Source organism: Aeromicrobium sp. REDSEA-S32_B7, assembly GCF_001626145.1.
Lineage (GTDB): Bacteria > Actinomycetota > Actinomycetes > Propionibacteriales > Nocardioidaceae > Aeromicrobium > Aeromicrobium erythreum.
This window is the reverse complement of the sequence record NZ_LUNF01000113.1, coordinates 1-12,391: the sequence shown is the minus strand read 5'-3', so window position 1 is coordinate 12,391 and position 12,391 is coordinate 1. Positions and strand designations below refer to the sequence as shown.

Annotated in this window: 15 protein-coding genes; 12 read left to right on the top strand and 3 right to left on the bottom strand. The window is 73.6% G+C overall.

Going from position 1 to position 12,391, the window contains the following annotated elements; genetic code table 11:
• The 4 genes from A6Q79_RS08205 to A6Q79_RS08190 form a co-directional block, all read left to right on the top strand.
• The coding region (locus tag A6Q79_RS08205; RefSeq protein WP_317697669.1) for a hydroxyethylthiazole kinase at positions 1–368 on the top strand (368 nt) is incomplete at its 5' end.
• Positions 365–1,018, top strand: coding sequence for a thiamine phosphate synthase (locus A6Q79_RS08200; RefSeq protein WP_286689298.1), 654 nt, complete (start codon positions 365–367; stop codon positions 1,016–1,018). The genes A6Q79_RS08205 and A6Q79_RS08200, both read left to right, overlap by 4 nt.
• Positions 1,015–1,818: a bifunctional hydroxymethylpyrimidine kinase/phosphomethylpyrimidine kinase gene (gene thiD / locus A6Q79_RS08195; protein WP_286689297.1), complete on the top strand. Its 804-nt coding sequence runs from the start codon at positions 1,015–1,017 to the stop codon at positions 1,816–1,818. The genes A6Q79_RS08200 and thiD overlap by 4 nt, the downstream gene beginning before the upstream one ends.
• Positions 1,815–2,477 (top strand): TenA family protein, encoded by a 663-nt coding sequence (locus tag A6Q79_RS08190; RefSeq protein ID WP_286689296.1) that lies wholly within the window; start codon positions 1,815–1,817, stop codon positions 2,475–2,477. The genes thiD and A6Q79_RS08190 overlap by 4 nt, the downstream gene beginning before the upstream one ends.
• On the opposite strand, the gene A6Q79_RS08185 is transcribed toward A6Q79_RS08190, so the two are convergent.
• Positions 2,467–3,897, bottom strand: a complete 1,431-nt coding sequence (locus tag A6Q79_RS08185; protein WP_067856474.1) for a PLP-dependent aminotransferase family protein — start codon at positions 3,895–3,897, stop codon at positions 2,467–2,469. The genes A6Q79_RS08190 and A6Q79_RS08185 overlap by 11 nt on opposite strands.
• Before the next feature lie 120 nt (positions 3,898–4,017).
• Here A6Q79_RS08185 and A6Q79_RS08180 point away from each other — a divergent pair, with 120 nt between their 5' ends.
• Together A6Q79_RS08180 and A6Q79_RS08175 are read left to right on the top strand one after the other, a co-directional pair.
• Positions 4,018–4,158: a hypothetical protein gene (locus A6Q79_RS08180; protein WP_158509192.1), complete on the top strand. Its 141-nt coding sequence runs from the start codon at positions 4,018–4,020 to the stop codon at positions 4,156–4,158.
• Positions 4,146–4,766: a YitT family protein gene (locus tag A6Q79_RS08175; RefSeq protein ID WP_286689295.1), complete on the top strand. Its 621-nt coding sequence runs from the start codon at positions 4,146–4,148 to the stop codon at positions 4,764–4,766. Before A6Q79_RS08180 ends, A6Q79_RS08175 begins: the two co-directional genes overlap by 13 nt.
• Here A6Q79_RS08175 and A6Q79_RS08170 read toward each other — a convergent pair.
• Positions 4,747–5,310 (bottom strand): O-methyltransferase, encoded by a 564-nt coding sequence (locus A6Q79_RS08170; protein WP_286689294.1) that lies wholly within the window; start codon positions 5,308–5,310, stop codon positions 4,747–4,749. The genes A6Q79_RS08175 and A6Q79_RS08170 overlap by 20 nt on opposite strands.
• 537 nt (positions 5,311–5,847) lie before the next feature.
• On the opposite strand from A6Q79_RS08170, the gene A6Q79_RS08165 reads away from it, so the two are divergent.
• The 6 genes from A6Q79_RS08165 (at position 5,848) to A6Q79_RS08140 (ending at position 11,920) form a co-directional block, all read left to right on the top strand.
• Positions 5,848–6,942 carry a 3-isopropylmalate dehydrogenase gene (locus tag A6Q79_RS08165; RefSeq protein WP_286689293.1) on the top strand — a complete coding sequence of 365 codons (1,095 nt, stop codon included), beginning with the start codon at positions 5,848–5,850 and terminating at the stop codon, positions 6,940–6,942.
• Between the two features lie 41 nt (positions 6,943–6,983).
• Positions 6,984–8,081 (top strand): branched-chain amino acid aminotransferase, encoded by a 1,098-nt coding sequence (locus A6Q79_RS08160; RefSeq protein WP_286689292.1) that lies wholly within the window; start codon positions 6,984–6,986, stop codon positions 8,079–8,081.
• A 145-nt stretch (positions 8,082–8,226) separates the two neighbouring features.
• Positions 8,227–9,378, top strand: coding sequence for an acyltransferase (locus A6Q79_RS08155; RefSeq protein ID WP_317697660.1), 1,152 nt, complete (start codon positions 8,227–8,229; stop codon positions 9,376–9,378).
• Positions 9,375–10,205, top strand: coding sequence for an alpha/beta fold hydrolase (locus A6Q79_RS08150; protein WP_067856489.1), 831 nt, complete (start codon positions 9,375–9,377; stop codon positions 10,203–10,205). The genes A6Q79_RS08155 and A6Q79_RS08150 overlap by 4 nt, the downstream gene beginning before the upstream one ends.
• 99 nt (positions 10,206–10,304) lie before the next feature.
• Positions 10,305–10,814 (top strand): hypothetical protein, encoded by a 510-nt coding sequence (locus tag A6Q79_RS08145; RefSeq protein WP_144433710.1) that lies wholly within the window; start codon positions 10,305–10,307, stop codon positions 10,812–10,814.
• A complete protein-coding gene (locus A6Q79_RS08140) occupies positions 10,796–11,920 on the top strand; it encodes an MAB_1171c family putative transporter (protein ID WP_286689290.1) in 1,125 nt (374 codons plus the stop codon). Before A6Q79_RS08145 ends, A6Q79_RS08140 begins: the two co-directional genes overlap by 19 nt.
• A gap of 8 nt (positions 11,921–11,928) precedes the next feature.
• Here A6Q79_RS08140 and A6Q79_RS08135 read toward each other — a convergent pair.
• The coding region (locus A6Q79_RS08135; RefSeq protein WP_317697654.1) for a zinc-binding dehydrogenase at positions 11,929–12,391 on the bottom strand (463 nt) is incomplete at its 5' end.

Genomic DNA, 12,391 nt, shown 5'->3' with positions numbered 1-12,391 from the left:
CCTCGCACGACGCGCACGACGCGGCCGCGCTCGTCGCCCGCGAGCACGGGTGCGTCGTCGTGGTGAGTGGCGAGGTCGACGTCGTGACCGACGGCGACCGCACGCTCCACGTGGTCGGCGGGCACCGGTGGATGCCGATGATCACCGCGCTCGGCTGCTCCTCGAGCGCCCTCGTCGCGGCGGCCTGCGCGGTCGTCGACGACCCGCTCGATGCGGCTGCGGGAGCCATGGGACTGCTGGCTGCTGCGGGCACGTCGGCCGCCGCGGTCGCACAGGGTCCGGCCAGCCTGCGGGTCGCGCTCGTCGACCGGCTGGCCGACCCCGACGGGCTCGAGCTCGTCGGGCGCGTCCGTCCGGTGCCGGCATGAGCGGCGTCCCCGACCTGCGCCTCTACCTCGTGACCGACCCGTCCTTCGGCGCCGACCTGCGTCGCGTGGTCGTCCCCGCGGTCGAGGGTGGCGTCACCTGCGTGCAGGTCCGCGACAAGCAGGCCACCCCGGCCGAGGTCGAGGCCCAGGTCAAGCTGCTGCGCGACGCCCTCGTCGGCTCGGGGGTGCCCGTGCTCGCGAACGACCACGTCGTCCCGGGGGCCGACGGGGTGCACGGCGGTCGCGCGGACGCGCACCCCACGGTGCTGCGGTCGGCGGCCGGTCCCGACGCGGTCGTCGGCTGGTCGGTCGACACCCTCGCGCAGCTCGACGACGCGTCGGCCCTCGCCGCGTGCACCTACCTCGCGGTGAGCCCCGTCCACGACACGCCGACGAAGCACGACACGGCACCGGCCTTCGGCCTCGCCGGCGTGGCCTCGGTGACGGCACGGGTCGGCGGACGGCTGCCGGTCGTCGGCATCGGTGGCCTCGACGAGACCACGGCCGGCCCGGCCGTGCGGGCCGGCCTCGACGGCGTGGCCGTGGTGCGTGCGGTCGGCGCCGACCCCGACCCGCGTGCGGTCGCCGCCCGGCTGCGTCGGGTCGTCGACGTCGCACTCGCAGCCCGACGCGAGGACGTGTCGGCATGACGGGTCGCGAGCCGGTGGTGCTCACCGTCGCAGGCTCCGACCCGTCGGGGGGAGCCGGGATCCAGGCCGACCTCAAGACGGCCACGGCGCTCGGCGCGTACGCGGCGACCGTCGTCACCGCCGTGACGGTGCAGGACACGACCGGGGTCCGCGCCGTGCACGAGGTGCCGCTCGACGTCGTCCGCGGCCAGCTCGAGGTCGTCCTTGAGGACCTCGACGTCCGGGCGGTCAAGGTCGGCATGCTGGGCTCGCCGGCGTTGGTCGAGCTGGTCGCCGAGCTTCTCGCCGACGTGCCCGCGCTCGTCGTGGACCCCGTGATGGTCTCGACGTCGGGCCACCGGCTGCTGCCGCGGGACGCCGAGGCGGCCCTGCGCGACCTCCTCCTCCCGAGCGCGACGCTGGTGACGCCGAACCTGCCGGAGGCCTCCGTGCTCACGGGCCTCGCCGCGCAGACCGACCCCGGCGAGCTGGGCCGGGCACTGCTCGCGCTGGGGCCTGGTGCCGTCCTGCTCAAGGGCGGTCACGGCGACGGTCCGGCGAGCGACGACCTGCTGGTCGACCGTCGCGGCAGCACGTGGTTCCGGGCGCCCCGGATCGACACGCCCCACACCCACGGCACGGGATGCACGCTCTCGGCCGCGGTCGCGACGCGGCTGGCCCTGGGCGACCCGCTGGCCGACGCCGTCGGGGCCGCCAAGGCCTACCTCGGCGAGGCGCTCGCGTCCGGCGCCGAGCGGCAGGTCGGGCAGGGCCGCGGCCCCGTCGACCACCTTGTCCGGCTCCGGGAGACGACGGCATGACGACCGCGTTCTCCGCACGGGCGTGGACGCACGTGGCCGACCGCTACGCCGACGTCTGCCGCCACCCGTTCGTCACCGGTCTGGCCGGCGGCACGCTGCCCGACGCCGTCTTCGCCCACTACCTGGCCGACGACGCGCACTACCTCGTCGGCTACGCCCGCACCCTCGCGCGCATCGCGTCGCGCCTGCCCGACGTCGACGACGTCGGTGCGTGGGCCGGCTTCGCCGCCGGTGCCGTCGAGGCCGAGCGCTCGCTGCACGTGGGTGAGCTCGCACGGCGCGGGGTCGAGCCGGCCACGCACGTCCCGACCAGCGCGTGCCGCGACTACGTCGACGCGCTCGCCCGTCATGCCGAGGAGTCGCCGGTCGAGGTCGCGGTGGCGGCGGTCCTGCCGTGCTTCCGGGTGTACGCCGAGGTCGGGCGGCACCTCGCGTCGACCGCGGGCGACCTGGACGCCCATCCCTACGGCGCGTGGATCGCCACGTACGACGACCCCGCCTTCGAGGCGGCGGTCGCCCGGGCCGAGGCGACGGCCGACCGGCTCGCCGCCGACAGCCGGTACGTCGCCGAGATGCTCGAGGCGTACGCGGACGCGACCGACCGCGAGTGGCACTTCTGGGACGCCTCGTGGCGCGCCCCCGACGGGACTAGGCGATGAGGTCGACGGCCGGCCCGGCGGTGTGGCAACGCCGCCCCGACACCACGACCGACCACGCACGCGCGAGCCGCTCGACGGCCTCGACGCCGACGTGCTCGGGGGCGGTGCACGGCAGGCGCAGACGACGTTCGCCGGCGCTCGGTGCGCCGAGCGTGAACCGCGGGCCGGGCGTGAGGTGCAGCCCCTCCTGCGCCGCCGCGGCCACGAGCAGGCTCGACGAGCGGCTCGGCAGGCCGACCCACAGGTTCGGCCCGCCCGGGGGCACCGGGACCTCCCAGTCGGGCAGCCGCTCGCTCAGCGCGCCGACCAGCGCCGCCCGCTGACCGCGCAACCGGGCGACGGTCTCCTCGAAGAGGTGCGTGTGGTGCCGCAGGACCTCCGCGGCCACCAGCTGGTCGAACGCAGCGGTCCCGAGGTCGTGACGCATGCGCGACTGCAGCAGCGCGGTGACGTGGCGCCGCGGAGCGCGGATCCAGCCGATCCGCAGGCCGCCCCACAGCACCTTCGATAGGGAGTCGACGACGATCGCGTCGGGGTCGTGGGCGGCGTACGACGTCGGCAGTCCGTCGCCGGAGAGGTCCAGGCGACGCATCGACTCGTCGACGACCGTCAGCACGTCGTGCCGTCGCAGCGTCCGGGCGAGCCGCAGCCGCGTGCCCTCCGGCATGACCGCACCGGTCGGGTTGTGGAAGTCGGGGATCAGGTACGCGGCGTCGACGTGCGGGGCCTTCGTGCTCGCCGCCTCCAGGTCCCACGGGTCGTCACCGATCGGCAGGGGAGCGGTCCGGTAGCCGAACCCGGTCAGCGACTCGACCCCGTGCGGGTACGACGTGCCCTCGACGAGGAGTCCGGCCCCGGGTCGACCGAACGTGCGCCCCACCAGCGAGATCGCGCCCTGGGCGCCGTTGGTGACGATGATCTGGTCCGGGTCGGTCGGGATGCCCGCCCGGGCGTACTCGGCGGCGACGAGCTCGCGCAGGGCGGGAAGGCCGTCGGGCAGGTAGCCGGTGGTCGTGAGCAGCGACGGCAGCTGCTCCGCCGCCGCCTGGAAGGCACGGGTGAGCCCGGAGGGCCCGGTCGGTGCCGAGAACGTCATCGCGATGGTGTCGGGGTCGTCGGGGTCGACGATCAGGCTGCTCGCGGTGGCCGACGTGGTGGGCACCCTCAGCACGCTGCCGCTGCCCTGGCGCGAGTGCAGGACCCCGCGGCGGCGCAGCTCGTCGTACGCCCGCGTCGTGGTGGTGCGGCTCAGGCCCATCGCCTGGGCCAGGGCGCGCTCGCTCGGCAGCCGGGTGCCGTCGAGCAGTCGACCGTCGACGACGAGCAGGCGGATGCTGTCGGCGAGCGTGCGGTACGCGGGACCGTCGGGGAGCGTGCCGATCAGCGCCGCGAGCCGGAAGGCGGAGGTACGGGGGTCCACGCGCCCAGCATGCCGCCTCAATGGACCCGGGCGAAAGGGCCACTTCAGGCGAAGTGGCCGCAGCCACCGTGTCTGAAGTGGCTCTGTCGCACGAGGCCACCCGGGCTCGACCCTGGTCCCATGCTCCTCGTCCTCCTGCTGCTGCTGGCGTGCGTGCCGTCGGGGCTCGGTCTGCGCGCCGTGTCCCGCGACGGCTACGGCATGCGTCCGCCCCCGGCCTCGCGCCACGACCAGGAGGGGACGCGCACATGGCCGCGATGACCCGCCGCCTCGCCCAGCTCGTCCTCGGCCTGTGGCTCTACGGCGCCACCATGGCGCTGATGGTGGAGTCCGGGCTCGGCCTCGACCCCTGGGACGTGTTCCACGAGGGACTGACCCACCACCTGCCGCTGACCTTCGGGCAGGTCGTGATCCTGGTCGGTGCCGTCGTACTGCTCCTCTGGGTGCCGCTGCGCCAGCGCCCCGGCATCGGCACCGTGCTCAACGTGCTGCTCGTCGGTGTCGCGGTCGACGTCACGCTCGCGTGGCTGCCCACGCCCGACCACCTCGCCATCCAGGTGGCCTTCCTGCTGCTCGGCGTCGTGGGCAACGGCCTGGCCGGCGCGCTCTACATCGGCGCCGACCTCGGGACCGGCCCGCGCGACGGGCTCTGGACCGGGCTCGTGCGTCGCACGGGCCGCAGCGTGCGGCTGGTGCGCACGGCACTGGAGCTGACCGTGCTCCTCGTGGGCTTCGCGCTCGGGGGGACCGTGGGGATCGGCACCGTGGTCTACGCCCTCGTGATCGGGCCCGTCGTGCAGATGTTCCTGCCGCTGGTGCAGGTGCGCCGCGTCCGCGAGCCTCGCGGGCTCAGCGTCGCGTCGCGATGACGAGGGACGCACCCTCGTCGATGAGCAGCTCCACCGCGGCGAAGCGCTCGTCGGTGAGCCACTGCTCGCGCACCACGTCGACCTGGCCGTCGACGATCGGCGGCCAGTGGACGGACGGGACGAAGTCGTCGAGGACCGCGATGCCGCCCGGCTCGAGGAGGTTCGCGAGGACGTCGATCTGCTCCATGACCTCGCGGACGTCGACGAACAGCAGGGAGAACGGGGCGCGCTCCTCGAGCGCCGACCAGTCGCCCGCCACGATCTCGACGTTGTCGACGTCGGCGAAGATCTGCTGCACGTCGCCGGCGAGCGAGGGGTCGAGCTCGGCGCTCACGATGCGCGCCTCCTTGCGGGCACCGCTGGAGAGCCACGCGGAGCCCACGCCCGTGCCGGTGCCGAGCTCGGCCAGCGTGCCGGCGCGCGAGGCGGCGAGCGCGGCCAGGAGCCGGCCGGTCTCGTGCCGCGTCGAGGTGATGAACCCTCGCTGTCGCGCAAGATCGAGGGACCGGGCGACGAGGTCGGGGATCTCCGCAGGCGCACTCACCCGGTCAGTGTGTCACCGCCGTCACGTCGCCCCAGCGGCGACGTCTCACCGACCGAGACACACCGCACGGCGCTCCCGACGCGGCGACGGACGGCGGGTAGGGTGGTCGACATCATGCGGAAGCAGCTCGTAGTCATCGCTTGCCGCGGCGGGGCCTCCTAGGGCCACACCCTGCCGCGGAGTCCAGGCGTTGGCCCGACCGTTCCGCAGCAGGTCAGCTTCATCTCTCGTCGGGACCACGACCTGGTCCCCTCTCCTGAACCATCCGGTCATCACCGGGTGACACGACCTCCTGGAGCCGTCGGGTCGGTGCTGTGCCCGCACCGTCCAGCGTCCGTCACTCGACGGACCGACCCTCGCACCACCTCAGGAGAGACCATGAACACCTACCCGATCGAGTGGGGACCCGCCCACCTGCGCGACGACGCCGTGACGCCCGCCGTGGAGCCGGCCGAGCGCCCGGACGACAACTGAGAGCGTCCATCGAGTGAGACCGCGGTTTCAGATCCTGAGACCGCGCCTCCTAGGATGAGCCTCATGACGCGCTCCTACACGCTGGCCGTCGTCCCCGGCGACGGCATCGGCCCCGAAGTCACGACCCAGGCGCTGACGGTGCTGAACACCGTCGCCGCGCAGCACGACCTGTCCTTCGACACGGTCGACTACGACCTGGGTGCCCGTCGCTACCACGCGACGGGGGAGACCCTGCCGGACAGCGTGCTGGAGGAGATCCGTGGCCAGGACGCCATCCTGCTGGGTGCGGTCGGCGACCCCAGCGTGCCGTCGGGCGTGCTCGAGCGCGGTCTGCTGCTGCGGCTGCGCTTCGAGCTCGACCACTACGTGAACCTGCGACCGAGCACGCTCTACCCGGGGGTGCCGACGCCGCTGGGCTCGCACGTGACGGAGCGCGGCCCGATCGACTTCGTGGTCGTGCGCGAGGGCACCGAGGGCCCGTACGTCGGCAACGGCGGCGCCATCCGCGTCGGCACGCCGCACGAGCTGGCCACGGAGGTCAGCGTCAACACGGCGTACGGCGTCGAGCGCGTCGTGCGCGACGCGTTCGCCCGGGCCCAGGCGCGACCGCGCCGCAAGCTGACCCTGGTGCACAAGAACAACGTGCTGGTGCACGCCGGACACCTCTGGACGCGCACCGTCGCGGCCGTCGGCGAGGAGTTCCCCGACGTCAGCGTCGACTACCTGCACGTCGACGCGGCGACGATCTTCCTCGTCACCGACCCGGGCCGCTTCGACGTGATCGTCACCGACAACCTGTTCGGCGACATCCTCACCGACCTCGCGGCGGCCGTCACCGGCGGCATCGGACTGGCGGCGAGCGGCAACGTGAACCCCGACCGCACCGCCCCGAGCATGTTCGAGCCCGTGCACGGCTCGGCGCCCGACATCGCGGGCCAGTCCAAGGCCGACCCGACGGCGGCGATCCTGTCCGGAGCGCTGCTGCTGGAGCACCTCGGCCACCCGCAGGCGGCCGCTCAGATCAGCGCGGCCGTCGAGGCCGACATCGCCGAGCGCGGCACGGCCGCCGGTGCCCAGTCCCGCAGCACCGAGGAGGTGGGGGAGGCCATCGCCGCGCGCGCCAGCGCGGCCGCGGCCGAGGGCGTAGCGGCGGTCTGACCTCCCGCCTCCACGACCTCGAAAGGACTACCGTGTCCAGCATGACCTCCGCACCGTTCGCCCCCACCGTCGAGACCAACCCGGCTGCGCGGACGGACGCCGAACGGGAGGCGATCCTCGCCTCTCCGGGGTTCGGCAACCACTTCACCGACCACATGTTCCTGGCCGAGTGGACGCCCGAGCAGGGTTGGCACGACGCCCGCGTCGTGCCCTACGGACCGTTGCAGCTGGACCCCGCCACGGCCGTCCTGCACTACGCGCAGGAGATCTTCGAGGGGTTGAAGGCCTACGCCTGGGCCGACGGCTCGGTCCGCGTGTTCCGGGCGGAGGAGAACGCCGCGCGTCTGCAACGCTCGGCGCACCGCCTCGCCCTGCCCGAGCTCCCGCAGGACTGGTTCCTCGGGTCGATCGACGCCCTCGTGGCCGCCGACCGCGCCTGGGTGCCCGAGGGCGGCGAGACCAGCCTGTACCTGCGGCCGTTCATGTTCGCCTCCGAGGCCTTCCTCGGCGTGCGCCCCAGCCAGCACGTCACGTACTGCGTGATCGCCTCGCCGGCCGGCGCCTACTTCCCCGGTGGCGTCAAGCCCGTCTCGATCTGGCTGTCGACGCAGTACTCGCGGGCGGGCGCCGGGGGCACCGGCGCGGCCAAGTGCGGCGGCAACTACGCCGCGAGCCTGCTGCCGCAGCAGGAGGCCGCGCAGCACGGCTGCCAGCAGGTCGCCTTCCTCGACTCCACCGAGCAGCGCTGGATCGAGGAGCTCGGCGGCATGAACCTGTACTTCGTGCAGTCCGACGGCTCGATCGTCACGCCGGAGCTGTCGGGCTCGATCCTCGAGGGCATCACCCGCGAGTCGATCCTGACCATCGCCCGCGACCTCGGGCACGACGTCGTCGAGCGCCGGGTCAGCATCGACGAGTGGCGCGAGGGCACCGCCGACGGCACCATCACCGAGGTCTTCGCCTGTGGCACCGCCGCCGTGGTGACGCCCGTGGGCGTGCTCAAGTGGGACGGTGGCGAGGCCGTGGCCGGCGACGGCGAGGCCGGGAAGATCACGATGGACGTCCGTTCCGCGCTCGTCGACCTGCAGTACGGCCGAGCCGAGGACCGCCACGGGTGGATGCGCCGCATCCCCGGCTGACAGATCCTCGACGGCACGGGAGCCAGGGTGTCTACGGTCACCCTGGCTCTTGTGCGAGAGGTCTCGCTACTATATCGGCGTGAATGATGATGCAAGCACGAGACGTCCTGCGGAAAGCGGGCGACGCACTGACGTGTCGCGTCCCGTGCTCCGCCCGACCACTCCGGTCGCCGTCGACCGCCGCAGTCCGCTGCCCGGCCTGACCGGGCTGCGCTGGCTCGCGGCGCTGCCGGTCTTCGCGTTCCACCTCTCGCTCGTCGACTTCGGGCTCAACCCCTTCGCCGACGGGCGGTGGGCGCGCACGTACGCCTCGCTGCTCGGCCAGGGCGGCTGGACCGGGGTGTCGTTCTTCTTCGTGCTGAGCGGGTTCCTGCTGACCTGGCGGTGCTCGGAGAGCCGGGGGACCGCAGCCTTCGTGCGCAAGCGACTGGCGAAGATCTTCCCGCTGCACGTGGTGACCTGGTCCGTGGCGATGGTCCTGTACGCGTTCGCCCTCGCGGGGTCGCCGTGGGAGTACCTGCCCAACCTCGTCCTCGTCAGCTCCTGGATCCCGGTCCACGACGTCTACCTGTCGGTCAACCTGCCCAGCTGGTCGCTCTGCAGCGAGTTGCTGTTCTACCTGTCCTTCCCCGCGCTCGTCCCGCTCGTCAGGCGGCTTCGGGCCGACCGCCTCGCGCTCGCCCTCGCGGCGTGCGTCGCGGGCACCGTGGTCGTCGCGCTCGTCACGATGTCGCTGCCCGACGGGCCGGGGGTCGACGGCATGCCCGTGACCAACCTGCAGTTCTGGTTCGGCTACAACCTCCCGCTGCCTCGTCTGCTCGAGTTCGTGGCGGGGATGCTGCTCGCACGCCTGGTCGCGGAGCGTCGGGTGCCGACCATCGCGCCGTGGGTGGCGTGGACGGCGGTGCTCGTCGGCTACGTGGTGGCCTCGCTGGGCCCCTTCGTGCTCGGCTTCGTGGCCGTCATGCTCGTGCCGCTCATGATGGTCGTCGTGGCCACCGTCCAGCGCGACCTCGCAGGCCGTGGCACCTGGGTCTCGTCGCGGCCGATGGTCTGGCTCGGCGAGGTGTCCTTCGGGTTCTACATGGCGCAGCAGATCGTCATGTACACGGTCCGCATCACCTGGCAGCACGGCGCCACGTACCCGGTGCCGCTCGCGATCGCGGACTGGCTGCTGGTCTTCGCGCTGACGCTCGGCTTCGCGACGGCGCTGCACCGCCTCGTGGAGGAACCGGCGATGCGTCGTCTCGGGACCCGGCGCCAGGCCCGCGCGGCAGCGGCGGCGGTGGCCCGGTGACGGCCGTCGCGCTGCGCGTCGAGCGGCTCGGGGACGCCGAGTACGTGTGCGCGGGGCGTGGTCGGGCGATGGGCCTCGCGCACGGTGCGTCCGGCGACGTCGACGCCAACTTCTCGCCGCTGCTCGACGCGCTGGGGGACCGGTGGTCGTTCGTGGGCTCGCGGTACCCCGGCACGGGCGGGTCCGGACCCCTCGACGACCTGCCGTCGGTCCTGCGTCCGGAGGTGCTGGCCGACCGTCTCGTCGAGGCGCTCGACGCCGAGGGCCACCAGCGCGTCCCGGTCGCGGGCGTGTCCTTCGGGTGCTCGGTCGCGATCCAGGCCGCGCTGCGCCACCCGGACCGTGTGTCGGCCCTGGTCCTCACGGTCGGCTTCGCCAGGCCCGACGTGCAGCTGCGTCAGATGCTCGGCACGTGGGAGCAGCTGGCCGGCGGGCCGCCGGAGCGGCTCGGGGCGTTCCTGCTCTCCCAGCTCGGCTCGCCCGACGGGCTCGCCGAGCTCGACCGCGCCGGCACCTTCGCGTCGGACGCGCTCGACGCCGGTCGCGGGGTGAACCCGTCGGGGCTCGCGCACCTGCGCGCGGCGACCCAGGTGGACCTGCAGGACCGGCTGGCCGAGGTCCGCGTGCCCACCCTGGTGGTCGTGGCGGGCGCCGACCGGGTCGTGCTCCCCGCCACGACGCGCGAGCTCGCGGCCGGCATCCCGGGGGCGGAGCTGCTGGAGTACCCGGCGGCGGGCCACGCGTTCACGGCCAAGGAGGGTGTCGTCTGGGCGCGCGACGTCGAGGCGTTCCTGTCGCGGGTGGACGATCGACCGGCTGCGCTGTGACCTTGTGCACGTGCGCCGCCGAGCGCACGTGAGCGGTCCTATAGTCGCGACATCCCTGTGCCGGCAGGGGAACGTCCACGAGACGTCTGGGGGACGAGGGTGAAGGACGCGTCGACGGCAGTGGTGCGGGCAGTCCGCTCACGGCTGCGCGACGCACGCCTGCGTCGTCACCTGCGGGGTCTCCTGCGCCGGCTCGACCTCCCGCTTCCCCTCGAGGTCGGGCTGCTGTGCGAGCGGCTGGGTCAGCTGCGGGGGACGCCCATCGCCCTCCTGGAGTGGGAGCTCGAGCCGACGGGGCCGTCGGGGATGCTCGTCTCGCGCGTGGACGAGGACGTCATCGTCTTCCAGTCGCGCACCTCGCGGGCCCACCAGGCACACATCATCCTGCACGAGGTCGGCCACATCGTGGCTCAGGACCTCGACGGCGTGGCCCTGCCGCAGCCCCTGCTCAGGACCTCCTACACCGCTCGCGACGAACGCGACGCCGAGGTCATCGCGTCGACCATCATGCACCGGGCGCTGTCGATGACCCGCCGCCTGGACCACGTGGCGCAGGTCGGCGGACGGTCCGTGCAGAGCAGCCTCGTGCTGTGGGACGGCTGGTCGTGAACGACCTCGGATGGGTGGCCGTCGTGACCCTGCTGGTGGGCGCGGCCTGGACCTTGCCCGCGCTCGCGCGCCAGAGCTTCCGGGACCCCATGCGACTCACGCTGTTCGCCTCGATGCTGCTGCTGGGGCTGGGCAACCTGCTCTCCCGCCCGCCGGTCATCGCGGTCGTGGACGCCAGGACGACGGTCGGCGCCACGAAGCTCACCTACAACGTGCTGATCCTGGTGGGGCTGTGCCTGATGATCGCCTTCCTGCGCGAACGGCCGCTCGTCGGGGCGCGCGCCCTGCGCCGCTGGGAGGTCCTGCTGTGCGTCGCCTGCGTCGGCGGCCTGCTCGTCGTGACGGCAGGCATCGACCCGTCGCTGCGCAACCACACCCTCGCGGCCCCGTTCCTGCAGGACGAGCACGTCCGCGCCTTCTACAACGTCGGCAACACCTATCTCCTGGCGGGCTACGCGGCCTGCGCCGTGCTCGCCGGGCGCCAGACCCGGCGCTCCGCCGGCGTGGTGCGGGTGGCCCTGGCGACGATCGCGGTCGGCCTCGCGGGACTGGCGCTCAGCTGCGTGGCACGGTTGGTGTGGGTCGACGTCGTCGCGCCCCGACCGGCCGAGGAGGTCTTTGACGACCAGGACGTGCTCGCCTTCGCCCTCGTGGCGACGATCGTGGTGTGCGTGGGCATGAGCCTCCCGGCCGTGCGCAGCGTCGTGGCGATGCTGGCCGAGGTGCGCGGGCACCGCCGTCGCTGCCGCGGACTGCGGGAGCTCTGGACCCGTCTGGTCGAGATCCATCCCGACCTCGTCCTCGACGGGCTCACCTACCGCGGCCCGGCGGTCGCGACGGGCTACGCCCTCGCGACCTACCGGCGCTACGTCGAGTGCCGTGACGGGCTGGTCCGCGTGGGGGCGCTGGTGCCGGGGGCGCCGGAGGACTCGGCAGGACCAGCCGAGGCTGCCCAGGCGCTCGACGCCGTGCTGCGAGGAGCTCCCGTGGGGGAGCCGGTGGTCTGGGGCGTGCACGAGAGGTACGAGGACGACGTCGACGCCCTCGTGCGTCTCTCGAGCGCCCTGCGCTCGCTGCGGAGCCGGGCGCCGGCCCTGGCCCGGTGACCCAGAGGTCAGGGCACGAGCACGAGCTTGCCGCGGACGCCGCCTGCCTCGAGTCGCGCGTGTGCCCGGCCGGCCGCCTCGAGCGGGAGGCTCTCGACGTCGGGGAGCACGCCCGCGCCGCTCGCCGCGCGGGCGACGACGTCCTGGAGGTCCTCGCGCGAGATCTCGACGCTCGTGAGCCGCACGTCGACGCTGGGGTGGTCCTCAGGCGTGGGGGCGCTGAACGGCGTGATGGTCACGAAGCGACCACCCTCGCGTACCGCGTCCACCAGCGTCGGGACGCCCGCGGTGTCGATCACGACGTCGTAGGTGCCGGGACCGATTGCGTCCGGGCTCGTGTGCACGGTGCCGAGGGCCTCGGACTGCTCGAGGCGCACGGCCCACACGTCCGCGTCGCCCGGTCGGACCACGAGGTCGGTAGGTCCCTGCCGTGCGAGGAGCCGACCGGCCACGTGGGAGCCGACGCTGCCC

Bases quoted from the DNA above. Each gene is read 5' to 3' on its own strand.
- A6Q79_RS08200 (WP_286689298.1), top strand. From the start codon at position 365: ATGAGCGGCGTCCCCGACCTGCGCCTCTACCTCGTGACCGACCCGTCC.
- thiD (WP_286689297.1), top strand. From the start codon at position 1,015: ATGACGGGTCGCGAGCCGGTGGTGCTCACCGTCGCAGGCTCCGACCCG.
- A6Q79_RS08190 (WP_286689296.1), top strand. From the start codon at position 1,815: ATGACGACCGCGTTCTCCGCACGGGCGTGGACGCACGTGGCCGACCGC.
- A6Q79_RS08180 (WP_158509192.1), top strand. From the start codon at position 4,018: ATGCTCCTCGTCCTCCTGCTGCTGCTGGCGTGCGTGCCGTCGGGGCTC.
- A6Q79_RS08175 (WP_286689295.1), top strand. From the start codon at position 4,146: ATGGCCGCGATGACCCGCCGCCTCGCCCAGCTCGTCCTCGGCCTGTGG.
- A6Q79_RS08165 (WP_286689293.1), top strand. From the start codon at position 5,848: ATGACGCGCTCCTACACGCTGGCCGTCGTCCCCGGCGACGGCATCGGC.
- A6Q79_RS08160 (WP_286689292.1), top strand. From the start codon at position 6,984: ATGACCTCCGCACCGTTCGCCCCCACCGTCGAGACCAACCCGGCTGCG.